This window comes from Ruegeria sp. K11, assembly GCF_056531905.1.
In genome coordinates this window covers 319,620-344,162 of record NZ_JBQFMP010000002.1, presented here as the reverse complement: position 1 = coordinate 344,162, position 24,543 = coordinate 319,620, and the positions used below count along the sequence as shown (strand labels likewise).

Here is a 24,543-nt window from a genome sequence, read left to right as displayed (position 1 = left end):
TGCGGCAGGCAAAAAACATTGCCGTTTCAATTCAAATCCTTACCCCATTCGCGGCAACGCCAAATCCGCAGGCATTGCGGAGATAATCGAGACACATGCGTGTCCAATCCGGGAGTGTATAATGAAAATCAAAACCCTTTTGCTTGGTGCGATTGCAAGCACGGCGATGGCCCCGATGGCCTTTGCCGAGCGCGGATCGGACGGCAATGTCAGCATCATTTACTGGCAGGCCCCGTCGATCCTGAACCCGTTTTTGTCGGGCGGTACCAAGGATGTGGAAGCCGCCTCGCTGGTGATTGAACCACTCGCCCGCTATGATCAGGACGGCAACATGGTTCCGTTCCTCGCGTCCGAGATTCCGACGGTTGAAAATGGCGGCGTCAGCGAAGACCTGACCTCGATCACGTGGAAAATCGCGCCGGGCATCAAATGGTCCGACGGCACCCCGTTCACGTCGGCGGATGTGAAATTTACCGCTGATTACTGCATGCACCCCGAAGGCGGCTGCGCGCAGGTAACTAAATTCGAGGGCGTCACCTCGGTCGAAGCTGTGGATGACCTGACCGTCAAAGTCACCTTCGACGCACCGACCCCGTTCCCTTACGGACCGTTTGTGGGCGGCGAAAGCCCGATCATTCAGGCCGCTCAGTTCGCCGAATGTCTCGGTGCCAAGGCGCCCGAGTGCACCACCGAAAACTTCAACCCGATCGGTACGGGGCCGTTTGCGGTTACTGAGTTCAAGCCGAACGACGTGATCACCTTTGCCGCCAACGACAACTATCGTGACCCGGCAAAACCGGCCTTTGCGACTGTGACCTTCAAAGGCGGCGGTGACGCGACGGCGGCTGGTCGAGCGGTCATGGAAACCGGCGAATTCGACTATGCCTGGAACCTGCAGCTTGCGCCCGAAGTGATCGCGCAGATGGAAGCCGGCGGCAAAGGCACGCCTGTTGCGGGCTTTGGCCCGCTGGTCGAGCGCATCATGCTGAACCAGACCAACCCGTCGCCCGATCTGCCGGAAGGTGAGCGGTCAACTGCCAAGCATCCGCACCCGTTCCTGCAGGACCCTGCGGTTTACAAAGCAATGTCCATGGCCATCGACCGTCCGCTGCTGGTGGAAATCGGCTATGGTCAGGCTGGCAAGGTGACCTGTAACTGGGTTCCGGCCCCGGCGGCCTTCAACTCGACCTCGATGAGCTGCGACACGCAGGATATCGAAGGCGCGAAAAAGCTGCTGGATGACGCAGGCATCGTCGATACCAATGGCGATGGCGTGCGCGAAAAAGATGGTGTTCCACTGAAAATCGTCTATCAGACCTCGACCAACGCTGTCCGTCAGGACTTTCAGGCGCTGATCAAGGAATGGTGGAGCCAGATCGGTATCGAATCCGAGCTGCGCAACATCAACGCGTCCGTCTTCTTTGGTGGTGATCCGGGTTCGCCCGACACGTTCCAGAAGTTCTATGCCGACGTTGAAATGTATGCCAACACCTTCAACGGTACCGACCCGCAATCCTATCTGGGCAACGGTCTGTGCGACAAGGCTCCGAAACCGGAATCGCAGTGGCAGGGCGAAAACATCAGTCGCTTCTGCAACGAAGAGTTCGACAAGCTGCATGGTCAGCTGGCCGAAACCGCCGGTCTGGAAGCCCGCGCCGAGATCGCTAAGAAGCTGAACGACATCATCGTGCAGGAAGGCGGCATGATCCCGCTGGTGCACCGTGGTCGTCTGTCGGCACATGCAAACACACTGGGTGGCGTTGTCCTGAACGTTTGGGACAGCGAGCTGTGGAACATTGCGGACTGGTACCGCAAAACCGGTTCCTAAACCTTAGCCTTGCAAATCTGCGCCCCGGTCCATATCGGGGCGCAGTCCTTTGCACACCCCAACAAGAAGACGCATATAAAGGCGCCTCTTAATGCTGAATTTTACCATCCGACGACTGGTGCTGGCCGTACCAACGCTGCTGTTCATCAGCCTCGTCATCTTCCTGCTGCTCGAGCTTGCCCCCGGCGACCCGATGGCGCAGGTCCCACTCACCGTCCCCCCCGAAGTCAAAGAGAAGATGCGCGAGGCACTTGGCCTCGGCCAGCCGATGCATATCCGGTTCTGGAAATGGATCGTGCAGTTCTTCTGGATCGAACCACAGGTTCTGGTCGACGCCATGTTCGGCACCACTTTCTCTGAAGGTGACCTGCGTGTGATTTCGTGGCAGACCCGCTCGCCCGTCATGGACATCGTCGTTCAGCGTATCCCCCAGACCCTGTGGGTTGTTGGCACCGCCTATGTCGTCGCCATCCTGATCGCCCTGCCCATCGGCATCTATTCCGCCTACCGCCAGTATTCGTGGTTCGACCAGATGGGCACCTTCGTGTCGATGGTCGGCTTCTCGGTCCCGCCCTTCTTCTCGGGCGTGCTGGTGATTGTGATCTTCTCGGTCCAGCTGGGCTGGTTCCCGTCGATCTATGACACCACCCTTGTGGTCAACAGTTGGGACAGCTTTATGCTGCAGCTCAAGCAGATGATCATGCCGGTGATGGTTCTGGCACTGCAGATCACCGCGCAGCTCAGCCGGTTCATGCGCGCCTCGATGCTGGACAACCTCAATCAGGATTACGTCCGCACCGCCCGCGCCAAGGGGCTGAGTGAATATACGGTTGTCATGGTCCACGTTCTGCGCAACTCGATGATCCCCGTGGTCACCGTGATCGCGCTGGGTATTCCGGCCATCTTTGGCGGCGCGATTATCACCGAGCAGGTGTTCAAGGTGAACGGCATCGGCCAGTTGCTGATCGGCGCCATTCAGGCCAACGACCTGCCGATGGTGCAGACGCTTACCTTCATCTTTGCCGTGCTGATCGTGCTGTTCAACCTGATCGCCGACGTCCTGTACGGCATTCTGGACCCGAGGATTCGCTATGACTGATACCGATAAATCAGACACGCTGATCCCCGACGAAGGATTGGCCCCCGCCTCGACCGCGTTGCCGACCACGGGCGTGATGGAGGAACTAACCACCCCGCCCCGCAGCCAGTGGCGCGATGTGTGGGATCAGTTCAAGACCCATAAGGGCGCGATGATCGGAGCGGTCCTGTTCGTCTTCATCGTCGCCGCCGTGTATCTGGGGCCGTTCATCTGGACCATCGACCCCACCCAGATCGACATCCGGTCGCGTAATCAGGGCCCCAGCCTTGCCCATCCCTTCGGCACCGACCAACTGGGCCGGGATATTTTGGCACGGATGATGTCCGGCGGTCAGACCTCGGTGTCGGTTGGCATCACCGCGATGCTGCTGGCGCTGTTTCTGGGCTCGTTCATCGGCGTTCTGGCCGGGTTCTTCAAACGGCTGGACGGCCCGCTGATGCGCCTGACCGACCTGTTCCTCGCCCTGCCCCTGCTGCCACTGTTGCTGGTCATGATGCTGCTGTTCCGCGAACCTCTGTCAGCCGCCTTCGGGCTGGAGCGCGGGATCTTCATCCTGATCGTCTGCGCCATCGGCATCACCTCGTGGATGCCCACCGCGCGGATCGTGCGGGGGGACGTTCTGGCCATCAAGGAACGTGAATTCGTTCTTGCCGCGCGCTCGATTGGCACCAGCAACAGCCAGATCATCACGCGGCATATCCTGCCGAATGTGCTGTCTCCGATCATGGTCTCGGCAACGCTGGGCATTGCCACGGCGATCATTACCGAAAGCGCGCTATCGTTCCTCGGGCTGGGTTTCCCGCCCGATTTCCCCACTTGGGGAAGGTTGCTGTTCGATGGTGTCGACTACCTGCAGCAATACCCCGAGCGTGTGTTCTGGCCCGGTCTGGCGATCTCGCTGACGGTTCTCAGCGTGAACTATCTGGGCGACGGCCTGCGCGACGCGCTGGATCCGCGTATCCGCGGGCGATAAACGAACTTCAGTCGGCGCGTTTCAGCGCGCCGGCCAACAGGATGATCAGAACGGCCAGCGGCAACAGAACCGCAAATGCCAGCCGCAAGGTCATCAACTCGGCCAGAAACCCGATCAGCGGGGGGCCGATCAGCAACCCTCCGTAACCCAATGTCGCAACGCTGGCGATCGCCTGTCCGGGTGGCACGTCCGGGTCATTGGCCGCGCGACTGAAGGCCAGTGGCATAATCACCGCATAGCCCACACCCATCAGCGCAAAGCCTGCCAGCGCCAATCCGGGCTGCCCTGCTGACACCACGCCAAAGACGCCCAAGGCGGCACATATCCCCCCAAACTGGGCCGTGGCGACAGGCCCAAACCGGGCGATGACCACGCCGCCCGCAAGCCGAAACGCAACCATCGTCACGGAAAAGACCGCATATCCCAAGGCGGCGACGCTCTCAGTTGCACCCGTCTCATCACGCAGGAAAATGGCGCTCCAATCGGCAACGGCCCCTTCCCCCAATGCGCCGCACAGCGCGGTGAACCCTACCAGCACCAAAGCCCCCGACGGCAAAGCAAACACCGATCCCGGTTCCGAAACCGTCCGCCTTGAGGTCCAGCGCACCCAGGACAAACCAAGCGCCAGCGCCACCACGACGCCACCGGCCAGCAAAAAATGCTGCAGCACCGTCATGTCCATCTGAACCGCACCATATCCGCTGAGCGCACCCAGCCCGGCCCCAAGGCTCCACATCGCGTGGAACGAAGACATGACCGGCTTGTCGTAGGCCTGTTCAACCTCGGCCGCCCAGGCATTCATCGCCACATCCATCGAGCCATGAAAGGCCCCGAACACAAACAAAAACGCCGCGAGCAACCAGAACCCGCCCGCAAAGGCCAACAGCACCAGTGAAAACGTATAGAGCACGGCGATCACGCGGGTTATCGCAACCGCTCCGAACCTGTCGGTCAGTCGTCCTGTAACCGGAAACGAACACACCGCACCTGCCGCCATGAACAGCAAACCCAGCCCCAGTGCCTCATGCGTCAGCTCCAGCTTGTCGCGGACCGCAGGGATACGAGACGCCCAGATACCAAACAGCGCCCCGTTCAAAATGAACATGGCGGCAACAGCACGCCACGCAGCCACAATACCGATCACAGGAAGCCCTCGCGAAATCCGTCAAACGCCGCCCGTTCTACAGATCATTCGTCGATTGGCAAAGGCCACCTATTCCAGCCGCCTGCGAATTCTTCGAACCCCCAGCCAAACGGCCAGAACCACAGGCAGAGTCACCAAGGTCGTCAACATCCCCTTGCTGATCCCGGCCTGCGTCAGCGGGTACAGCAGATAGCTGACCAACGAGACCGCATAATAGCTGATAGCAACCACCGAGAGCCCCTCAACCGTATGCTGCAGTCGCAGTGCCAGATCGGCGCGCCGGTCCATGCTTTCCAGCAAGGCCTGGTTCTGTGCGCTGCGCTCGACATCCACACGGGTGCGCAGTAATTCCCCCGCCCGGATCGCCCTGTCGGACAGGGCCTGCAACCGGCGTTCGGTAGACTTCACCGTGCGGATCGCAGGATCGTACCGGCGCATCATGAAATCGGCAAAGCTCTGCCCACCTTCAAACCGTTCTTCGCGCAGCACTTCAATCCGCTGATTCACGATGGCCTCATAGGCCCCGGTCGCCCCGAAGCGAAAAGAACACTGGGCTGACAGCGTCTCAAGCTCGGTCGAGGTCGATAACAGATCCGGCAGCAACGCGTCGGGATGGGCCGAATTGTCGGTCATCTGGCCCATCAACCGCGTCAGCCGACCATCCAACTCACCGATCCGGGGCATCAACTGCTTGACGCGGGCGAACCCCAGCATCGACATCGCCTTGTAGGTCTCAATCTCGCACAGACGCTGGATGACCCGGCCAATCCGCCGTTCTCCGGTGCCAGCCGTCACGAACAGCGCAAACCGCATATGCCCAGCCGGATCGATACGGAAATCGCTGGCGCAGATTGCAGCGTCATCCACGACACGCGCCACGGCCAAACTTTCCGGCTCAAACCAATCGGACAACGCGGCTTTGACCCCCTCGTCACCCTGCCGTTCGACCACCCGCATCATGACCGAGGTCACACGCTGGCCCGGACTTGCCATCAGCCAGTCCGGCGGGAACACTTCGAAATCCGCCGGGTTGAACGCCCGGTCGCTGACATTCTGTGCGATCGCCGTATAGGTCACGAACTCGGTGTGCTGTTCCCATTTCAGCCAATGCCGCCCGATCTGCCCGGCATAATGGGTGGCATCAGGTTGTGGATGCTGCGCACCGTGCCGATCGAGCAGCGCCTTCAGATGCGCCATATCCTCATCCCGATCCCGAGCCACCGCCTCATCGGGTTTCTTGATGGCCAGAAACACAACCGTGCAGGGTGCCGCTGCCACGGGAAACGGGCGCGCGTGCAACTCGTTGGCCAGCGCATAGCGCAACGGGTGGTCATCTATGGGTGTCATCAGTGGCTCCGTTTCCTAGGGCGCACTATACGGCACATAGGAAATACATCAATTATCTTTTTATTTCATATACTTACACGGATACAACGGTATACAAACCCGCTATCTCATTGATTTGGCTGCCATAGCTCAATCGGATTCCCTTCCGGGTCGTGAATACGGGCGAATTTACCCACCTCACTGTCCCATTCCGGGTTGGTCTCAACGGTGATCCCATCCGCCTCAAGCTGAGCGGTCAGCGCGGCCAGATCATCCACGCGAAAATTGATCATCCACTGCTGTTCTGGCCGCCCGAAATAGGTGGTGTCCTGCGCAAAGGGCGCAAAGACGGTATAGCCTTCACGCTGCATCCACGGAACCGGGTCAAAGTGATGAACGCCCAAATGTTTCTCATACCACTCCGTCAGAGCCTCAGGGTCACGCGCCCGAAAGAACACGCCACCAATACCGTTCACTTTCTCCATAACGAACCTCCGATACCCAGACAGGATACCACACTCCACCTGCTTCATCTGGCCAAAAATATCCTGGGGGTTTGGGGGCAAAGCCCCCATCAATACGAAAGAGAAAAGGGCGCCCGCAGGCGTCCTTTGCAACTTGGTTCCGACCGCCGGATCAGTCGATCATCGGCAGCAGCTTGTCCAGCGAGGCCTTGGCATCCCCATAGAACATCCGCGTGTTCTCTTTGAAGAACAGCGGGTTTTCGATGCCCGAATAGCCGGTGCCCTGACCACGCTTGGACACGAACACCTGCTTGGCCTTCCAGCATTCCAGCACCGGCATCCCGGCGATGGGGCTGTTGGGGTCTTCCTGCGCCGCAGGGTTCACAATGTCGTTCGAGCCGATGACGATGGCCACATCCGTGTCCGGGAAGTCGTCGTTGATCTCGTCCATCTCCAAGACGATGTCATACGGCACCTTCGCCTCGGCCAGCAGCACGTTCATGTGGCCCGGCAGACGACCCGCAACGGGGTGGATCGCAAAGCGAACCTCTTTGCCCTTGGCACGCAGCTTGCGAACCAGTTCGGACACCGATTGCTGCGCCTGCGCAACGGCCATGCCATAGCCCGGGATGATGACAATGCTGTCAGCATCGTTCAGGGCCGCTGCGACGCCGTCTGCTTCAATTGCGATCTGCTCGCCCTCAACAGCCATCTGCTCACCCTGCGGACCACCGAAGCCGCCCAGGATCACGCTGACAAAGTGGCGGTTCATCGCCTTGCACATGATGTAGGATAGGATCGCACCCGACGAGCCCACCAGCGCACCAACAACGATCAGCAGGTCATTGCCCAGCGAGAAACCAATCGCCGCCGCTGCCCAACCTGAATACGAGTTCAGCATCGACACAACCACCGGCATGTCCGCCCCGCCAATACCCATGATCAGATGATAGCCAATGAACAGCGCGGCCAGCGTCATCAGGATCAGCGGGAACAGACCACCCGACGCGGTGTACCAGATCAGGCAGATCAGCGAGAGGCCCGCAGCAACCGCATTCAGCGCATGGCCACCCGGCAGCTTGGTCGCCGCCGAGGTCACCTTACCGGCCAGCTTGCCATAAGCCACGACCGATCCGGTAAAGGTGATCGCGCCGATGAAGATGCCCAGGAACAGTTCCACATGCAGGATCGCCAGCTCGGCCGCCGTCTTCTTGGCGATCAGCTTGGCGAACGCGCCCAGATCACTCAGGTCCGCCTGCGACGCGTTATCGGCAATCGCCATAACCTGCGCCACATTGCCGATCTCAAAATGCGCGTTGAAACCCACGAACACGGCCGCCAGACCCACCAGCGAGTGCATCGCGGCCACAAGCTGCGGCATCTCCGTCATCTGTACGCGTTTCGCCACATATTGACCGATAAAGCCCCCGCCCGCGATCAGCAGCAGCGACAGCAACCACAGGCCCGACCCGGGGCCAACCAGCGTGGCAAAGACCGCCAGCGCCATACCAACGATGCCATACCAGACTGCGCGCTTGGCGCTTTCCTGGTTCGACAGACCACCCAGAGACAGGATGAACAGAACAGCCGCAACAACATAGGCGGCAGTGGTAAAGCCAAATTCCATCTACCCGGCCTCCCTTAAGATTTCTGGAACATGGCGAGCATGCGCCGGGTTACGAGGAAGCCGCCGAAAATGTTGATCCCGGCCATGAAGACGGACAGCGCCGCCAGCAAAATGACCAGGAACGACCCCGATCCGATCTGCATGAGCGCCCCGACGATAATAATCGACGAGATCGCGTTGGTGATCGCCATCAGCGGAGTGTGCAAGCTGTGCGAGACGTTCCAGATCACCTGGAAGCCCACAAAGATCGCCAGCACGAACACGATGAAATGCTGCATGAAGCTGGCCGGGGCCACCAGCCCCACCAGCAGCATCAGCGCGCCGCCGACACCCAGCAGGGTGAATTGCTGCTTGGTCTGCGCCTTGAAGGCCGCAATCTCCTGCGCCTTCTTCTCTTCCGGGGTCAGTTCCTTGACCTCGGGCTTTTTCTGCGCCGCAATCGCCTGCACTTTGGGCGGTGGCGGCGGGAAGGTGATGTCGCCCTCAAAAGTCACGGTGGACCCGCGGATCACATCGTCTTCCATATCGTGATTGATCTGACCGTCCTTTTCAGGCGTCAGGTCGGTCATCATGTGACGGATGTTGGTCGCATAAAGCGACGAAGACTGCGCCGCCATTCGGCTGGGGAAGTCGGTATAGCCGACGATGGTGACGCCATTGTCGGTCACCACCTTCTCATCCGGCACAGTGCCTTCGACGTTACCGCCGCGTTCCGCAGCAAGGTCAACAATGACCGACCCCGGCTTCATCGCCTTGACCATATCCTCAAGCCACAGCTTCGGAGCCGGGCGGTTTGGGATCAGGGCGGTGGTGATGACGATGTCCATTTCCGGAGCCAGCTCTCGGAACTTGGCCAGTTGGGCCTCGCGGAATTCCTCGGACTGAACCGAGGCATAGCCGCCCGTGGCCGCACCGTCCTGCTGTTCTTCCTCAAAATCCAGATAAACGAACTCGGCCCCCATGGATTCGACCTGCTCCGCCACTTCGGGGCGGACGTCAAACGCATAGGTAATCGCGCCCAACGAGGTCGAGGTGCCGATGGCCGCCAGACCGGCCACGCCCGCGCCAACGATCAGCACCTTGGCAGGCGGCACCTTACCGGCAGCCGTCACCTGACCCGTGAAGAAACGACCAAAGTTGTTCCCCGCTTCGATCACCGCGCGATACCCGGCGATATTCGCCATCGACGACAGCGCGTCCATCTTCTGCGCGCGGGAAATACGCGGCACCATCTCCATCGCGATGACATTCGCACCCTTGGATTTGGCCAGTTCCATGCCTTCTTCATTCCCTGCGGGATTAAAGAACGAAATCAGCGTCTTGCCCTTGGTCAGGCGCTTCAACTCGGTCTCGGTGGGCTGGCGGACCTTGGCAACGATATCCGACGACTTCCACAGAGCGGCTGCGGTCTTTACGATCTCGACCCCGGCCGCTTCATACGCTGCGTCCGAAAAACCTGCCGCCGCGCCGGCGCCCTTTTCGATGGCGCATTCATACCCGAGTTTTTGCAGCTGCACGGCAGACTCGGGGGTCATTGCAACCCGGTTCTCTCCGTCCAGAATTTCTTTTGGTGTGCCTATCTTCACCGGCATTTCCCCCTAGTTATCACTCTGAACGAGCGGCTGATCGGTATTTCTCGTTTAACATTCATCTTTCTTGCGCAACATTTCTCATTACGCAAGCGCAGCAATACTGACGCTGAGTTACAAACGCCTTATCCATCATATCCAGCGTCGAGTTTGACGTTCATAGCGTGCGAAGTCCGCGCGGAAGGTCCGGCGTAAGCGATCTTCTTCCGGCAGGATGAACCGGCGCTCCAGCACCCAGACAAAGATGGGAACAAGAACCAGCGACAATACGGCATCAAACCGCAGGATCAATCCAGCAAGGATCAGAACATCGCCCAGATAGATCGGGTTGCGGCTGCGCTTGAAAATCCCCGTCTGCACCATCGACGTCGGGACCTTGTGCGGGATGACCGTGGTTTTAAACCGGCGAAATTCGGCAATGGCCAGAACCGCAAGGATAAGCCCGGCCCCGATCAACACACCGCTTATCAGATCCGTGAACCCTCCGTCCAACGACAGGCCGAACGAAACGTACCGCGCCTGTAGCCACGCGAGGATGGCAAAGCCCAGCAACCAGACCGGAGGAAGATCGACGGTGCGCATGTACGGATTACTTTCTGCCCTTTTCAAGCGACGGGTGTCGCATTTGACCGCTCGTCTACCGCTTTCTGTCGGAAATGGCAAAACAACAGATGGTCGCAGGGATTTCGCACCTGCGCGCAGATGGACAGGCCCGGTCAGATGGGCTAGCCCTGTGCGCAAGTTCACTTGCAGGACCATCATGACCGATTTCACCGCCACCAAAGCCATGTTCGATCTGCCCGAGGGCGTTCTCTACCTTGACGGAAACTCGCTTGGGCCGCTGCCCCGCTCTGCCGGGGAACGGGTGCAGAAGATGATGCAGGACGAATGGGGCCAGATGCTGATCACCGGCTGGAACAAGGCCGGATGGATGGGATTGCCAACCGGTCTGGGCGACCGTATCGGACGGCTGATCGGGGCCGAACCGGGCAGTGTGGTGACGGGTGATACGTTGTCAATCAAGGTTTATCAGGCCGTGGCCTCGGCGCTCGAGCTGTGCCCCGGCCGCAAGGTCGTGCTTTCGGATAACGGCAACTTTCCGTCCGACCTTTATATGGTCGATGGCCTCTTGCGTTCGCTCGGCCCGGATTACGAACTGCGCGTGGTAGACCCCGAGGACGTCGCGACAAACATTACAGAAGATGTCGCCGTGCTGATGCTGACCGAGGTCGATTACCGCACGGGCCGGATGCACAATATGAAGGCGCTGACCGAACAGGCGCATGCGAACGGGACAGTCACAGTCTGGGATCTGGCCCATTCCGCCGGAGCGATTCCGGTGGACCTGTCCGGCTGCAACGCCGATTTCGCCGTTGGCTGTACCTATAAGTATCTGAACGGCGGTCCCGGCGCGCCGGCCTTTATCTATGTCGCCCCGCGACTGGCCGACCGGGTGCGGCCTGCCCTGTCGGGGTGGCTGGGGCATGAAGCCCCCTTTGCCTTCGATCTGGATTACCGCCCCGGCACGGGCATCGAAAGAATGCGGGTGGGCACCCCTCCGATCCTCCAGATGACGGCCTTGTCAGCCGCAATGGATATTTGGGACATGGCCGATATGGCTGATGTCCGCGCAAAATCCATCGAACTGACCGAATTGTTCATCACCCGGGTCGAAGCCACCTGCCCCGACCTGCATCTTGCCAGCCCCCGCGACCCGGCGCAGCGTGGCAGTCAGGTCTCGTTCCGATTTGTCGAAGGGTACGCCGCCATGCAGGCGCTGATCGCCCGTGGCGTGATCGGAGACTTCCGTGCGCCGGATGTCATGCGGTTCGGCTTTACGCCGTTATACATTGACGAGACAGACGTCGAGCAGGCGGTGGACATTCTGGCGGATATCATCGTCAACAAGCTGTGGGACAAACCTGAATTCAAGATTAGGCAGCGGGTTACCTGACCTCAAGCCCCGCCCCCAGCAACGCGGCCAGCTGAGAAATGCGGCACTGAAACTCATCAGCATTGACGGCGGTCAATTTGATACCCATCAGGGTGGCAGTAATGGTTTTGGCGGTCTCGTCGGGTCCGTTGGGCAGGCGAACACGCCCGGCGCTGTCCTCGCGCCGCAGCCAATCGGCGTAAAGAGCGGTCAGCGTCGTCTCACCTTCGGCCAAAATATCCGAGGCTGTCGATTTACTTGTGTCCAGCATCTCCATCCCGTGAGGAGATGCGAGGATGGTGGCCATGCCGTCGATCTGCGCACTGATCGCGTGACTCAGCCGATCCGACACGCTGCCCTCATCAGACAAAGCTCGTGCCACATTTTCTGTCTTTTCAGCATAATGCGCACGCGTCAGGCTGCGCACTATGGCTTCTTTGTTCTTGTAATGCAGATAGACCGCCGGGCGCGACATGCCTGCGCCTTTGGCGATGTCATCCATCGAAGTCTTGCGAAACCCATAAGTCGCAAACGCCTCGAGCGCCGAAGCCAGGATCGCCTGCTGCTTTGGATCATCCAGTTTGTCAGTCATGAATCCGATCTGACACTTTTTGTTTATTATGTCAATTGACAACCTGACACTTTTCGATAAATATGTCAGAACACCAACCACAACCAAGAGAGATGCGCCATGGCGACCGCCCTGACTATCAATGGAAAGACCCATCAAGTGGATCTGCCTGATGATGTTCCCCTTTTGTGGGTCCTGCGGGACGAGGTCGGGTTGACCGGCACCAAATTCGGCTGCGGCGTTGCAGCTTGCGGCTCGTGCACGGTACATATCGACGGAGAGGCTGTTCGGTCATGTCAGGTCGCTTTGTCCGATGTCTGGGGCGATGTGACCACGATCGAAGGGCTGGGCACACCGGATGCCCTGGCGACAATCCAACAATCCTGGGTCGATCATCAGGTCGCGCAATGCGGCTACTGCCAATCCGGCCAGATCATGCAGGCGGCTGCGCTGCTGGCCGAGAACCCCGCCCCTTCGGATGCCGAGATAGACGACGCGATGCAGGGTAACCTGTGCCGCTGCGGCACCTATCCACGTATCCGGGCAGCGATCCATGATGCGGCATCCCGGTTGAAGGAGGCATAAGAAATGGCATCTATTGGCAAAATCCTCCGTCGAACGTTCTTGATCGGGTCCGCTGCCGTTGTCGGCGGCGTGGCCTTTGGGGCCTATTACGTCAGCCGCCCGGCGGCCAATCCCTTGAAACCGGGTCAGGGCGAAACCGTTCTCAGCCCTTTTATCCTGATCGACCAGAAAGGTGTGACGCTGTTTGCACCGCGCGCCGAGATGGGACAGGGCGTCATGACCACATGGGCAGCCTTGATCGCCGAGGAACTGGACGTAGAACTGGACGATATCCGCGTTTTGCACGGGCCTGCCGCAGCGGCCTATTACAACAGCACCCTCATTGGCGAAGGACTGCCGAACAAGGGCTACGACATCTCGGACTTCCAGCACAATCTGGGCGAGGCTCTGGGCGTGTTGGGCAAAACGTTGCAATTGCAGGTCACCGGCGGGTCGACCTCGATGAAGGACGGGTTCGAACGGATGCGCGAGGCCGGAGCAACCGCCCGCGAAACCCTGAAACAGGCGGCCGCGGACCGGTTGGGCGTTGACCGGGCGCAACTGAAAACTGAAAGCGGTGCGGTGATTGCGCCTGACGGCACGCGTATTCCCTACACCGAACTGGCCGAAGCTGCCGGGCAGATCGATCCGCCTCATATCGAACTGCGCGACCCGGCAAACTGGCGCTTGCTGGGCCAAAACCTGCCCCGTGTGGATGTGGTGGGAAAATCCACCGGAAACGCAGAATTCGGCATCGACGTGCGCCCGGAGGGTTTGAAATTCGCCTCGGTACGGATGAACCCCAAACTGGGCGGCGCGATGAACGGTTTTGACGCCAGCACGGCCGGGTCCATGCCCGGCGTCGAAAAGGTGGTCGATCTGGGGACTGGCGTGGCAGTCATTGCCAACAACACATGGCTGGCCATTCAAGCGGTCGAGGCGATAGACGTCGATTGGGGCGAGGCCCCGTACCCATCCGACACCGAAGCGCTGTTCGCAAAGATCGCCGAAGCCTTTGACGACGCACCGAATTCGACAATGCGCGATGACGGCGACGTGGACACGCTGCCTGAAGGTGCCACCGAAATCTCGGCCGAATATCGCGTGCCTTATCTGGCGCATTCGACGATGGAGCCGATGAACGCCACCGCCCTGTTTACCGGCACCAAACTGGATCTGTGGTGCGGCAATCAGGCCCCGACACTCCTGCAAATCCGCGCGGCCAACACGGCCAATCTGGACAAAGAAGCCGTTGAGGTCCACACCACCTATCTGGGCGGCGGCTTTGGGCGGCGTGGTGAGCTGGACTTTGCCGAAATTGCCACCCGGGTCGCAATGGCCATGCCCGGCGTTCCGGTTCAAACAACCTGGAGCCGCGAAGAAGACATGCGCCACGACTTTTATCGCCCGGCGGCGCTGGCCCGGATGCGGGGTGCGGTCAAGGATGGCAAGGCGGTGCTGATCGACGGCAAGGTCGCGTCACAATCCTGCACTCAGCAGGCGGTCGAGCGCTATACCGGACTGCCTGGCGGTGGCCCCGACAAAGTGCTGGTCGAAGGGTTCTTTAACCAGCCGTACGCGGTGCCCAATTACCGGATGAGCGGTCATATCGCCGATCTGGCCGTCCCCGTGGGGTTCTGGCGCTCGGTCGGCAACAGCTATAACGGGTTCTTCCATGAAACCTTCATGGACGAGATGGCCCATGCCGCCGGTCGTGATCCGCTGGAGTTCCGGTTGGAACTGGCCAAGGCCGAGCACGGTCCCTCGGCGGGCGTGCTGCAGGCCGTCAAGGACATGTCCGGCTGGACCGGAGAGACACCGGATGGCGTCGGGCGCGGCGTGGCGATGAGCTACAGCTTCGGCACCCCGGTTGCTCAGGTGATCGAAGTGGTCGACGAGGACGGCACCATCCGTATCGCCAATGCGTGGATTGCCTGTGACGTCGGTTTGGCCCTGGATCCCGGTACGGTCGAGGCACAAATGTTCGGTGGCATGATCTACGGGCTGTCGGCGGCGGTCATGGGAGAGATCACCTTTGCGGACGGAGAGGTCGAGCAATACAACTTCCCCGACTATGACGCCTTGCGCATGCATAATGCACCTGTGACTGAGGTGCGCATTCTGGAAACCAACCCCCATCTGGGTGGTGTTGGGGAACCGGGAACGCCTCCGTCCATGCCCGCGCTTGGCAACGCCCTGTTCGACCTGACAGGCGAGCGCGCTCGCACCCTGCCCCTGATCAATCAGTTCAACCTGCTGGTTTGATCACACTGCGTCGGTCCGGCCCTTCTCTCTCGGGCCGGCGCAGACGTCATGCGGTTTGCTGGAACAATCCCGTGCGCGATCCGGCTGACCATGCCCGAACCGCGTCACCGAAGGCTTCGAACAACGGACGCGACACCGGGTCGTTCACAGCATCCCACTCCGGATGCCATTGCACAGACAGGGTAAAGCCCGGAGCATCCTTGATGTAAATCGCCTCGGGTGTGCCATCAGGGGCGTGACCGTCGATCACGACGCGGTGCCCGATTGTCTTGATACCCTGCCCGTGCAACGTGTTGGTCATGACTTCGCGCGCGCCCATCAGCCGATGGAACACACCGCCCTCGGTCAGAGTCACCACGTGGCGCAGGGCGAATTTCTCTTCCAACGTGCCGTCGGGCGGCATCCGGTGGTTCATCCGCCCCGGTAAATCCCGAATTTCGGGATACAACGTCCCGCCCAGCGCCACGTTGACTTCCTGAAACCCGCGGCAAATACCAAAGAACGGCTGCCCACGATCAACGCAGGCCCGTACCAACGGAAGGGTAATCGCATCGCGCGCGCGGTCGAAATCACCATGCGCTTCGGTCGCGGGCTCTCCATATTCCTCTGGGTGTACATTCGGGCGACCACCGGTCAGTAGAAAGCCGTCACAGACATCCAGTAATTCCTCAACCGACACATAGCGCGGGTCGGCGGGGATCAGCAGTGGCAGACACCCCGACACATTCGCCACAGCGTCCGAGTTCATCGTCCCACCGGTATGAGTCGGATATTGATCATTCATCAGATATGAATTGCCGATGATACCGACGACAGGACGAGACATTCACTTCCTCACTGTTTGCAGACTGCCCGACCATTCATGCCAAACCCGGGCCGTATTTCAAAGTGCGGTGGCGCAGCTTGCGATGTGAATTTCTCAACAACTGCGCAGGAACGCCAAAGATATGCCGCAAATATGATGCACTAGTTGGCGAAATAGGTCAGGCAGGTCTCATGGCGAACTCAACAGTCGAACAAGGAGTGGTAACAGTTTTCTCTGAACGACTGGGGCTGTCCCGCACAGAAACTCTCTTGAGCTCGTCACTGCTGCTGATCTTGATTCTTTGCGGCGCATTATCGGTACTGAAATCCCAACCCGTCGCGTGGTCCGCATTCTTTCTGACACTCATTCCAGCCATTGGGCTGTTCGCGGTTGGCTGCTATATCCGGTGCTACAAGAACCAGCCTCGCATCGCCCAGCTTGCCATCGCAAACAGCCTGTTCCTTGGTTTCATGGGGCTGTCGACGATATTGATCTATCTTCGGTTTCCAATTGGGCAGCTTACAACCGACACCTTGCTGCTGCGCGCCGATGCGGTGGTTGGATATGTTTGGCCTGATTTCGTTGAGGCAGTGGCAGGCTACCCGGAAATCGCAGGCGCGCTGCGCTGGGTTTACCTGAGCTCTCTGCCGCAGCTCTTTGTTCTGATTGGCATTCTCGCTCTTACAGGGAGGGCGGACACACTAAATCGCGCGCTCATTGCGGGTAGTTTCAGCCTTATGCTGACGACGCTGATCTGGTGGCTGGCGCCCAGCGTCGGTCCGTCGGCCTTCTTCAATTTACCAGAAGGTCTCGAAGAAGAGATCGGACTGGTCACAAATAGCGCATATGCGCAGACGCTGCTGTATCTGTCCCAGAATGGATTGGCCATTATCGCGCCGGAAGACATCCTGGGAACCGTCGCGTTTCCTTCATATCACACGGTGATGCTGCTTTTGGTTGTCTGGTATCTTTACAAAACGCCGTTTTTCTATCCGGCACTTGCACTGAATCTGGCGATGGTGCCCGCCATCCTCTCACACGGAGGGCACCACCTGACCGATATGGCCGGTGCATTGGCTGTGTTCGCGCTTTCGGCCTGGGTGGCGGCGCGTCCGCAGTTGGGTAGCCCCATAAAATAAGTTTCAGATCTCGCCGATTAGCCCGGCGGCTTCGATACCAGCCAGCGCGGCGGCAGCGTCGTTGTCTGATGTATCACCAGTGACTCCAACCGCACCGATCACCGCGCCTTTTTTGTCACGGAGCAAAACACCCCCCGGAACAGGCACGACCTGACCGCCGTAAACGCCGTTCACTGCAGCCATGAAATAAGCCTGTGCCTCAGCCCGGGCCATTTGCGCAGTACCAGCCATACCCAGCATGACCGAACCATAGGCCTTGCCTTGCGCGATCGCAAAGCGACCGGGGGCAGCCCCGTCTTCGCGCTCAAACGCGATCACATGGCCACCGGCGTCCAGAACGACGACCGAGAGCGGTTTCAGCTCCAGCTCATGGCCTTTTTCAAGGGTCTTGCGGATGATTGTGCGGGCTTTGCGCAGGGAAACTGCCATGTCGTGTCCTTTCAATGAGAGGGTTTCAAAGGCTGGCTTTCAGCTCCAGACGGCGGGCGTGCAAAACCGGCTCGGTATAACCTGACGGCTGAACACGGCCCTTGAACACCAGATCGCAGGCAGCCTGAAAGGCAATGCCGTCAAACCCCGGCGCCATCGGTCGATATTCCGCATCCCCTTCGTTCTGGCGGTCCACCACCGCCGCCATTTTCTGCATCGCGCCCATGACCTGCTGTTCGCTGACAATGTCATGATGCAGCCAATTGGCCAGCGCCTGCGACGAGATCCGGCAGGTCGCGCGATCTTCCATCAGGCCGATATCGTTGATGTCCGGCACTTTCGAACAGCCCACGCCCTGATCGACCCACCGCACCACATAGCCAAGGATCCCTTGTGCATTGTTCTCGATCTCGCGGGTGATCTCATCATCGCTCAGATTGCGTCCACCCAGCAGCGGCACCGTCAGCAAGTCATCCAACGTACCGCGCGCGCCGCCTGCGGCCAGCTCATCCTGACGTGCCAGAACGTCGACCTTGTGATAATGCGTGGCATGCAAAGTTGCGGCAGTGGGCGATGGCACCCATGCGCAGGTTGCGCCCGACTGCGGGTGGCCGATCTTGGCGTCCAGCATATCGCCCATCCGGTCAGGCATCGCCCACATGCCTTTGCCGATCTGCGCCTTGCCCTTGAGACCGCAGGCAAGACCGATATCGACATTGCGATCTTCATATGAGGTGATCCACGGCGTGACTTTCATGTCGCCCTTGGGCAGCATCGGACCGGCCTCGATCGAGGTGTGTATTTCGTCCCCGGTCCGGTCGAGGAACCCGGTATTGATGAAGGCCACACGCGATTTTGCTGCGCGGATGCACTCCCTGAGATTGACCGAGGTGCGGCGTTCCTCATCCATGATGCCCAGCTTCACCGTGTTTCGCGGCAGGCCAAGGATGTCTTCGACCGTGTCGAATATCTCGACCGCAAAAGCCACCTCGGCGGGGCCGTGCATCTTGGGTTTCACCACATAGACGGACCCTTTGACCGAGTTCCCGCCGTCGCGCTGCAGGTCGTGCATGGCGATCAGCGTGGTGCACAGCGCATCCATCAGCCCCTCGCCAACTTCACGCCCTTCGGCGTCCAGCACGGCGGGGTTGGTCATCAGGTGTCCCACATTTCGCACCAGCATCAACGAGCGGCCCTTCAACGTACCCGCCTCGCCCTCAGCCGTAGTATAGATCAGATCATCAGCCAGCTTGCGGGTAAATGTCTTACCGCCCTTTGTCACCTCTTCGGTCAGATCGCCCTTCATCAGGCCGAGCCAGTTGCCATAGGCGACGACCTTGTCCTCGGCGTCCACACAGGCCACGGAATCCTCGCAATCCATGATCGTGGACAACGCCGATTCCATCTGCACATCCGCTATACCCGCCGGGTCGGTGGCCCCGATAGTGCTAGCGGCGTCGATCACGATCCTGATATGCAGCCCGTTGTGCTTCAGCAGCACGAAATCAGGCTGTTCGGCTGCACCACCAAAGCCCTCAAAACGCGCGGCATCGGCCAAAGCCGGCACCAACGCGCCGCCCTCGACCCGCAGCCCGGTCACGTCGGCCCATGACCCATTGGCCAATGGGACTGCATCATCCAAAAAGCCTTTGGCCCAGGCGATAACACGCGCGCCACGTGCGGCGTCATAGCCTCCGGCGGCGGGCAAATCCCCCATCGCATCCGTTCCATAAAGCGCATCATACAAGCTGCCCCAGCGTGCATTGGCAGCATTCAGGGCAAACCGCGCGTTGGTGATGGGCACAACAAGCTGAGGGCCGGGAATTGTCGCGATTTCAGGATCGACATTTGCGGTCTCAATCTGGAAATCGGCACCCTCCTCGACAAGATATCCGATCTCGCGCAGGAAGGCCTGATAAGCGGTGGCGTCATGGTCCTGACCTTTTCGATCAGCGTGCCATGCATCTATCTGACCCTGAATGTCTTCCCGTTCAGCAAGCAAGGCGCGGTTCTTCGGGCCCAATTCGGTCACCATACGTGCGAAACCATCCCAGAACGCATCGGCGGTTACGCCTGTCCCCGGCAGGGCCTGACCTTCGATGAACTCGGCCAAAACCGTATCGACCCCTAGTCCGCTGCGTGTCTGTCGGTTGCTCATGCTCTCTCTCCCCGCCGATGTGCGCCACTGTATGCAGCCAGCATGTAGAGCGAAAGTTTCCGACAGGCAACGTATGCCGTTGCGTTCCGGTAAAAAAACCTTACCAAAATATCATTTCATGCGTTATCGAACCCGCCAGCCCCGCTTGCAGCCCGCCGCCACAGCCCATAACGTCGCGCATGAACCAATCTGCACGAGGTCCATGATGCGTGATGCTGCTCCTACGACGATCTATCTGAAAGACTACACCCCCTTCGGGTATCTGGTAGACAACGTGCATCTGACATTCGATCTGGCTGCACATGCCACGCGCGTGACCTCGCGCATCGCCTTTCGTCCAAACCCCGATGCTACGGACCGCACGTTTTTCCTGCACGGCGAAGATCTGAAACTGATCCGGGCCGCGATTGACGGAGGTGTGGTCGCGCCTGAAGTGACGGACAAGGGCCTGACCGTCCCGGCCCCTGATGCGCCTTTCGTCTGGGAGGCTGAGGTCGAGATTGATCCGGGCAACAACACCGCGCTTGAGGGGCTGTATATGTCGAACGGCATGTATTGCACCCAGTGCGAGGCGGAAGGGTTCCGCAAGATCACGTTCTACCCGGACCGCCCTGACGTGATGTCGACCTTTACCGTGCGCATCAATGGCGACCTTCCCGTGCTGCTGTCCAACGGCAACCCTTCGGGCCAGGGTGACGGTTGGGCAGAGTGGACCGACCCCTGGCCCAAACCCGCCTATCTGTTCGCGCTGGTCGCGGGCGATCTGATCGCCCATCCCGGCCAGTTCAACACCATGTCAGGCCGGGATGTTGAACTGAACCTATGGGTCCGCCCAGGGGATGAGGGCAAATGCGCCTTTGGCATGGAGGCGCTGAGGAAGTCGATGAAATGGGACGAGGATGTCTATGGCCGCGAATACGATCTGGACGTGTTCAACATCGTGGCTGTCGACGATTTCAACATGGGCGCAATGGAAAACAAGGGGCTGAACATATTCAACTCTTCGGCTGTGCTGGCCAGCCCCGAGACCTCGACCGACAACAATTTTTGAGCGGATCGAAGCCATCATCGCGCATGAATATTTCCACAACTGGACCGGCAACCGCATCACCTGCCGCGACTGGTTCCAACTGTGCCTGAAAGAGGGGTTAACGGTCTTCCGCGATGCGCAATTCACTTCGGACATGCGCTCGGCCCCGGTCAAGCGCATCCACGATGCCATCGACCTGCGCGCCCGTCAGTTCCCCGAGGATAACGGCCCCCTGTCCCATCCTGTCAGGCCCGAGAGCTTTCAGGAAATCAACAACTTCTACACCTCGACCGTTTACGAAAAAGGCGCCGAGGTGATCGCAATGCTGAAAAGGCTGGTGGGCGATGACGCCTATGCCAAAGCATTGGACCTCTATTTCGACCGGCATGACGGGCAGGCCTGCACAATTGAAGACTGGATCAAAGTGTTCGAGGACACGACGGGCCGTGATCTAACTCAGTTCAAACGCTGGTACAGCCAATCGGGCACGCCACGCGTCAAAGTGGCGGAAGGATGGGCCGACGGCACCTATACCCTGACCCTGTCGCAACATACCCCGCCCACGCCCGGTCAGCCCGAAAAGCTGCCACAGGTCATTCCGGTTGCCGTGGGTCTTTTAGGGCCAAATGGCGATGAGGTCCGCGCGACTGAGGTTCTGGAATTAACAGAGCGCGAGCAAAGCTTTACTTTCCCCGGGCTGGCCGCCAAACCCACGGCTTCAATCCTGCGGGACTTCTCGGCCCCGGTTATTCTGGAACAGGATCAGAGCAACGCGGAACGTGCGTTCCTGCTGGCTCATGACACTGACCCATTCAACCGGTGGCAGGCCGGACGTTCGCTTGCGCAGGATACGCTGCTGCGCATGATCCGCGACGACGCGGCCCCGGATTCCGATTATCTGGACGGGCTGATGTCTGTGCTACGCGACCGTGAACTGGACCCGGCTTATCGCGCTTTGATGCTGGGCTTGCCGACTCAGTCGGAACTCGCCGCCACCCTGCACGAGCAGGGCCACACGCCCGACCCGATGGCGATCTGGACCGCGGTTGAGACGCTAAGACAGGCAACCGCGCAGCATGTGCAGGACCTTCTTCCCCGATTGCAGAGCGAATCTCTGGTCGATGCACCCTACAGCCCGGATGCGCAACAATCAGGCAAGCGCGCGCTTGGCAGCGCAACCTTGTCTTTGACGACGCGTCTGGATGGTGGGCTAAAGGCCGCTGAAGACTATGCCAATGCCGACAACATGACCTTGCAATTGACCTCGCTGGCCTGCTTGCTGCGTGCGGGCAAGGGCGCAGCCGAACTGGCCGCTTTCTACACCCAGTGGCAGCACGACCGGCTGGTCATCGACAAGTGGTTCGGACTGCAAGTGTCTATGGCGACTCCGGAAACTGCGGTCGGAAACGCGCGTTCCCTGACTGACCACCCGGACTTCAACTGGAAAAATCCAAATCGCTTCCGGTCTCTGATCGGTGCAATGGCCATGAACCACGCCGGTTTTCACCATGAAAGCGGCGCAGGCTATGCCTTGCTTGCAGATTGGCTGATCCGGCTGGACCCGGTGAACCCGCAGACAACGGCGCGCATGTGTGCGGCGTTCCAGACCTGGCGGCGCTATGATGCGGCGCGGCAGGACCTGATGCGCGCGCAGTTGACGCGGATTGCAGAAACGCCTGACCTGTCCCGCGATTCGACAGAAATGGTGTCCCGCATTCTCGGCTCATGACCGCGTTTACCTTTACACGCCATAACCGGTCGCAACGTGCGGTGATCCTTCTGATCTGCATATACGCCGCGCTTGTGGCCTTGATGGTGCTGTTCGACGCCGTCTGGTGGCTGATGGTCTTGCTGGCCTTGCCCACCTTGCCGGCGCTTTGGGATGTCATAAAGGACACCAACGCCGGGATGGAGCTGAGCGATACGGCCCTGAGTTGGCATTCCGGTCAACGATCGGGCAACTTGGAATTGTCGGACATTGATCGCTTTCGATTTGACACACGATGGGATTTCTCCGTTCGGGTCACGGCAATATTACGGTCCGACAAGAAAGTCAGATTGCCAGATGAATCGCTGCCGCCCCATAAAAATCTTGAAAAACTGCTTCAGCACGCCGGATTTACCGTCGAACGTCACCATTTCCGGGTTTTCTGAAACGATTCACAAATTCAGAACAAATTGATCCGAAATCCGCCGACCCGAACCCCGTCACCTTGATTTTTCGAACATTTTTAGGCAAGTTTAATCTGTTACCTATGTTTTAATAGTTCGAGTTAAGCCATGTTCCGGTCCTTCAAGGCGTTTTCAGCCAGATTCTCAGGTCATACCTATCCCGCTTCCCCGCAGGCATCTGTGTCAGATGCTGCCGGACAGTCGCGGTTTGTGGATACCGGCCAACTGAACATTCCCGTCGCAAAAACCGGGCCAGAAGATCTGGTCGCCAAGAAGATGATCGAACGCGGGCGCGCGTTCGCGCGTCAGGACCGCTGGAGCGAACTGTCGCAGGAAATGCTGGCCGCAGACCGGTCGCGCGATGTCTCACCTTGCGGACAGCCAATTGTTGATCTTCTGGCTTTCGGGGCCCGCTCGGATGTCGTTCTGGCGGTAGAGCATGCGCTGTCGGACGGCAAGGCAATCTCGGATTATGATCTGCTCAGCGGCATTTCCGAACTGGAAGGTGAGATGCAGGATCATCCTGATGATCCGATGATCGGTCTGGTTGTTGCGTTGGCGCATATCGACCTGGCATGGGCCTGGCGTGGCACCCGGGGACGCGGTGGTGCCCTGCCGCCGCTGCATCAATCGCGTTGCGCTGCGCATTTCGACCGGGCCGCGGCCATTCTGCCGGATTGTCAGGCGGCGCTGCCGGACAGCCCGGCCATTGCCGCTGCGGATTGCGCCTTGCTGGCAGGTCAGCGTGTCGCGCGCGCGCGGGTGGCCGAGAAATATGAGGCTCTGATTTCGTTGGACCCGCAAAACCACCGCCACATGCGGGCCATGGGCAGCCATTTGCTGCCGCGCTGGTTCGGCAGCTACGAAGAACTGGAAGTGCAGGCCCTGCGCAACGCGGCCCGCACGCAGAAAATCTGGGGCGCGGGTGGCTACACTTGGGTACAATTCGACGCCATCGCGCTGGATGACGAAGCCTGTGCGCGCGTGGATGTTGAGTATTTTCTGGAAGGGATGCGCGATATCGTAACGCGCCGCCCGGATCAGCAGACGATCAACCTGCTGGCTGCGTATTGTGCGATCACGCTCAAGTCCAGAATTGGGGCGTGTCCGCGTGCCGATCAGGCGCGCAAACAGATTTGCGCAGCGGCAGATTGGCTGATCCGCGACCATCTGACCGAATTGCACCCGCTGATCTGGGCGCATGCGGCCGATGGGTTCAACAACAGCCTGCGCGTCAGCTCTCCCGAGCGGTTCGCCGCCCGGGGCCACCGTGACGCAATGCGCGCAATCGCAGGGCTGCTTCGGGATGAACTGCGTAGCGGTCAAAGCGTGACATTCACCCCGACCGGGCTGCAGGTCACCGGGAACTAAACCGCCTTTGCCCCTTGCTCCTTTGGCCCGGCGCGCCTAATACGCAAACCTAGACT

The 24,543-nt window shown here is 59.7% G+C and carries 19 protein-coding genes and 1 pseudogene; 10 read left to right on the top strand and 10 right to left on the bottom strand.

What is annotated here, in order from left to right:
* Positions 1–121: 121 nt before the first annotated feature.
* From ACR0K4_RS04480 to ACR0K4_RS04470, 3 genes are all read left to right on the top strand, one after another.
* A complete protein-coding gene (locus tag ACR0K4_RS04480) occupies positions 122–1,828 on the top strand; it encodes a peptide ABC transporter substrate-binding protein (RefSeq protein ID WP_480853002.1) in 1,707 nt (568 codons plus the stop codon).
* A 91-nt stretch (positions 1,829–1,919) separates the two neighbouring features.
* Positions 1,920–2,927 carry an ABC transporter permease gene (locus tag ACR0K4_RS04475; protein WP_170736410.1) on the top strand — a complete coding sequence of 336 codons (1,008 nt, stop codon included), beginning with the start codon at positions 1,920–1,922 and terminating at the stop codon, positions 2,925–2,927.
* The gene (locus ACR0K4_RS04470) at positions 2,920–3,900 is read left to right on the top strand and encodes an ABC transporter permease (protein ID WP_480516983.1); all 981 of its coding nucleotides are present in this window, start codon (positions 2,920–2,922) and stop codon (positions 3,898–3,900) included. The genes ACR0K4_RS04475 and ACR0K4_RS04470 overlap by 8 nt, the downstream gene beginning before the upstream one ends.
* 7 nt (positions 3,901–3,907) lie before the next feature.
* Here ACR0K4_RS04470 and ACR0K4_RS04465 read toward each other — a convergent pair whose 3' ends face one another.
* The 6 genes from ACR0K4_RS04465 to ACR0K4_RS04440 all read right to left on the bottom strand — a co-directional run bounded on the left by ACR0K4_RS04465 (position 3,908) and on the right by ACR0K4_RS04440 (position 10,632).
* Complete coding sequence (locus tag ACR0K4_RS04465) at positions 3,908–5,044, bottom strand: MFS transporter (RefSeq protein WP_480853001.1); 1,137 nt, start codon at positions 5,042–5,044, stop codon at positions 3,908–3,910.
* A gap of 69 nt (positions 5,045–5,113) precedes the next feature.
* Positions 5,114–6,391: a DUF3422 family protein gene (locus ACR0K4_RS04460; RefSeq protein WP_480853000.1), complete on the bottom strand. Its 1,278-nt coding sequence runs from the start codon at positions 6,389–6,391 to the stop codon at positions 5,114–5,116.
* A 107-nt stretch (positions 6,392–6,498) separates the two neighbouring features.
* Entirely contained in the window at positions 6,499–6,855 is a 357-nt protein-coding gene (locus tag ACR0K4_RS04455) for a VOC family protein (RefSeq protein ID WP_480852999.1), read from the bottom strand.
* 151 nt (positions 6,856–7,006) lie between these two features.
* Entirely contained in the window at positions 7,007–8,461 is a 1,455-nt protein-coding gene (locus ACR0K4_RS04450; protein WP_480852998.1) for an NAD(P)(+) transhydrogenase (Re/Si-specific) subunit beta, read from the bottom strand.
* A gap of 14 nt (positions 8,462–8,475) precedes the next feature.
* The gene (locus ACR0K4_RS04445; RefSeq protein WP_480516993.1) at positions 8,476–10,047 is read right to left on the bottom strand and encodes a Re/Si-specific NAD(P)(+) transhydrogenase subunit alpha; all 1,572 of its coding nucleotides are present in this window, start codon (positions 10,045–10,047) and stop codon (positions 8,476–8,478) included.
* Positions 10,048–10,182: 135 nt separating this feature from the next.
* The gene (locus ACR0K4_RS04440) at positions 10,183–10,632 is read right to left on the bottom strand and encodes a methyltransferase family protein (RefSeq protein ID WP_480852997.1); all 450 of its coding nucleotides are present in this window, start codon (positions 10,630–10,632) and stop codon (positions 10,183–10,185) included.
* 178 nt (positions 10,633–10,810) lie between these two features.
* On the opposite strand from ACR0K4_RS04440, the gene kynU reads away from it, so the two are divergent.
* The gene (kynU, locus tag ACR0K4_RS04435; protein ID WP_480852996.1) at positions 10,811–12,004 is read left to right on the top strand and encodes a kynureninase; all 1,194 of its coding nucleotides are present in this window, start codon (positions 10,811–10,813) and stop codon (positions 12,002–12,004) included.
* Here the strand turns inward: kynU and ACR0K4_RS04430 are convergent.
* Positions 11,997–12,575, bottom strand: coding sequence for a TetR/AcrR family transcriptional regulator (locus ACR0K4_RS04430; RefSeq protein WP_480852995.1), 579 nt, complete (start codon positions 12,573–12,575; stop codon positions 11,997–11,999). The genes kynU and ACR0K4_RS04430 overlap by 8 nt on opposite strands.
* 99 nt (positions 12,576–12,674) lie before the next feature.
* Here ACR0K4_RS04430 and ACR0K4_RS04425 point away from each other — a divergent pair, with 99 nt between their 5' ends.
* Positions 12,675–13,139, top strand: a complete 465-nt coding sequence (locus ACR0K4_RS04425) for a (2Fe-2S)-binding protein (protein ID WP_480516999.1) — start codon at positions 12,675–12,677, stop codon at positions 13,137–13,139.
* A gap of 3 nt (positions 13,140–13,142) precedes the next feature.
* The gene (locus ACR0K4_RS04420; protein ID WP_480852993.1) at positions 13,143–15,383 is read left to right on the top strand and encodes a xanthine dehydrogenase family protein molybdopterin-binding subunit; all 2,241 of its coding nucleotides are present in this window, start codon (positions 13,143–13,145) and stop codon (positions 15,381–15,383) included.
* Between the two features lie 46 nt (positions 15,384–15,429).
* Here the strand turns inward: ACR0K4_RS04420 and ACR0K4_RS04415 are convergent, their stop codons facing one another.
* On the bottom strand, positions 15,430–16,209 hold the full coding sequence (locus ACR0K4_RS04415; RefSeq protein ID WP_480852991.1) for a gamma-glutamyl-gamma-aminobutyrate hydrolase family protein: 780 nt from the start codon (positions 16,207–16,209) through the stop codon (positions 15,430–15,432).
* A 170-nt stretch (positions 16,210–16,379) separates the two neighbouring features.
* Between ACR0K4_RS04415 and ACR0K4_RS04410 the strand changes: the two genes are divergently transcribed.
* Positions 16,380–17,327 (top strand): phosphatase PAP2 family protein, encoded by a 948-nt coding sequence (locus ACR0K4_RS04410; RefSeq protein ID WP_480852989.1) that lies wholly within the window; start codon positions 16,380–16,382, stop codon positions 17,325–17,327.
* A 3-nt stretch (positions 17,328–17,330) separates the two neighbouring features.
* On the opposite strand, the gene ACR0K4_RS04405 is transcribed toward ACR0K4_RS04410, so the two are convergent.
* A complete protein-coding gene (locus tag ACR0K4_RS04405) occupies positions 17,331–17,756 on the bottom strand; it encodes a GlcG/HbpS family heme-binding protein (RefSeq protein WP_480852987.1) in 426 nt (141 codons plus the stop codon).
* Positions 17,757–17,781: 25 nt separating this feature from the next.
* A complete protein-coding gene (locus tag ACR0K4_RS04400) occupies positions 17,782–19,914 on the bottom strand; it encodes a malate synthase G (protein ID WP_480852985.1) in 2,133 nt (710 codons plus the stop codon).
* 205 nt (positions 19,915–20,119) lie between these two features.
* On the opposite strand from ACR0K4_RS04400, the pseudogene pepN reads away from it, so the two are divergent.
* The 3 genes and pseudogenes from pepN to ACR0K4_RS04385 all read left to right on the top strand — a co-directional run bounded on the left by pepN (position 20,120) and on the right by ACR0K4_RS04385 (position 24,487).
* Positions 20,120–22,673: pseudogene (gene pepN / locus ACR0K4_RS04395) on the top strand (aminopeptidase N).
* Positions 22,670–23,098, top strand: a complete 429-nt coding sequence (locus ACR0K4_RS04390; RefSeq protein WP_480852984.1) for a hypothetical protein — start codon at positions 22,670–22,672, stop codon at positions 23,096–23,098. Before pepN ends, ACR0K4_RS04390 begins: the two are co-directional and overlap by 4 nt.
* A 198-nt stretch (positions 23,099–23,296) precedes the next feature.
* Positions 23,297–24,487 (top strand): hypothetical protein, encoded by a 1,191-nt coding sequence (locus ACR0K4_RS04385; RefSeq protein ID WP_480852982.1) that lies wholly within the window; start codon positions 23,297–23,299, stop codon positions 24,485–24,487.
* The last annotated feature ends 56 nt before the right edge of the window (positions 24,488–24,543 follow it).

Excerpts from the sequence above, each read along its gene's own strand:
- ACR0K4_RS04480 (WP_480853002.1), top strand. The coding sequence starts at position 122 with ATGAAAATCAAAACCCTTTTGCTTGGTGCGATTGCAAGCACGGCGATG.
- ACR0K4_RS04475 (WP_170736410.1), top strand. The coding sequence starts at position 1,920 with ATGCTGAATTTTACCATCCGACGACTGGTGCTGGCCGTACCAACGCTG.
- ACR0K4_RS04470 (WP_480516983.1), top strand. The coding sequence starts at position 2,920 with ATGACTGATACCGATAAATCAGACACGCTGATCCCCGACGAAGGATTG.
- ACR0K4_RS04460 (WP_480853000.1), bottom strand. The coding sequence starts at position 6,391 with ATGACACCCATAGATGACCACCCGTTGCGCTATGCGCTGGCCAACGAG.
- ACR0K4_RS04455 (WP_480852999.1), bottom strand. The coding sequence starts at position 6,855 with ATGGAGAAAGTGAACGGTATTGGTGGCGTGTTCTTTCGGGCGCGTGAC.
- ACR0K4_RS04450 (WP_480852998.1), bottom strand. The coding sequence starts at position 8,461 with ATGGAATTTGGCTTTACCACTGCCGCCTATGTTGTTGCGGCTGTTCTG.
- ACR0K4_RS04440 (WP_480852997.1), bottom strand. The coding sequence starts at position 10,632 with ATGCGCACCGTCGATCTTCCTCCGGTCTGGTTGCTGGGCTTTGCCATC.
- kynU (WP_480852996.1), top strand. The coding sequence starts at position 10,811 with ATGACCGATTTCACCGCCACCAAAGCCATGTTCGATCTGCCCGAGGGC.
- ACR0K4_RS04430 (WP_480852995.1), bottom strand. The coding sequence starts at position 12,575 with ATGACTGACAAACTGGATGATCCAAAGCAGCAGGCGATCCTGGCTTCG.
- ACR0K4_RS04425 (WP_480516999.1), top strand. The coding sequence starts at position 12,675 with ATGGCGACCGCCCTGACTATCAATGGAAAGACCCATCAAGTGGATCTG.
- ACR0K4_RS04420 (WP_480852993.1), top strand. The coding sequence starts at position 13,143 with ATGGCATCTATTGGCAAAATCCTCCGTCGAACGTTCTTGATCGGGTCC.
- ACR0K4_RS04415 (WP_480852991.1), bottom strand. The coding sequence starts at position 16,209 with ATGTCTCGTCCTGTCGTCGGTATCATCGGCAATTCATATCTGATGAAT.
- ACR0K4_RS04410 (WP_480852989.1), top strand. The coding sequence starts at position 16,380 with ATGGCGAACTCAACAGTCGAACAAGGAGTGGTAACAGTTTTCTCTGAA.
- ACR0K4_RS04405 (WP_480852987.1), bottom strand. The coding sequence starts at position 17,756 with ATGGCAGTTTCCCTGCGCAAAGCCCGCACAATCATCCGCAAGACCCTT.
- ACR0K4_RS04400 (WP_480852985.1), bottom strand. The coding sequence starts at position 19,914 with ATGAGCAACCGACAGACACGCAGCGGACTAGGGGTCGATACGGTTTTG.
- ACR0K4_RS04390 (WP_480852984.1), top strand. The coding sequence starts at position 22,670 with ATGACCGCGTTTACCTTTACACGCCATAACCGGTCGCAACGTGCGGTG.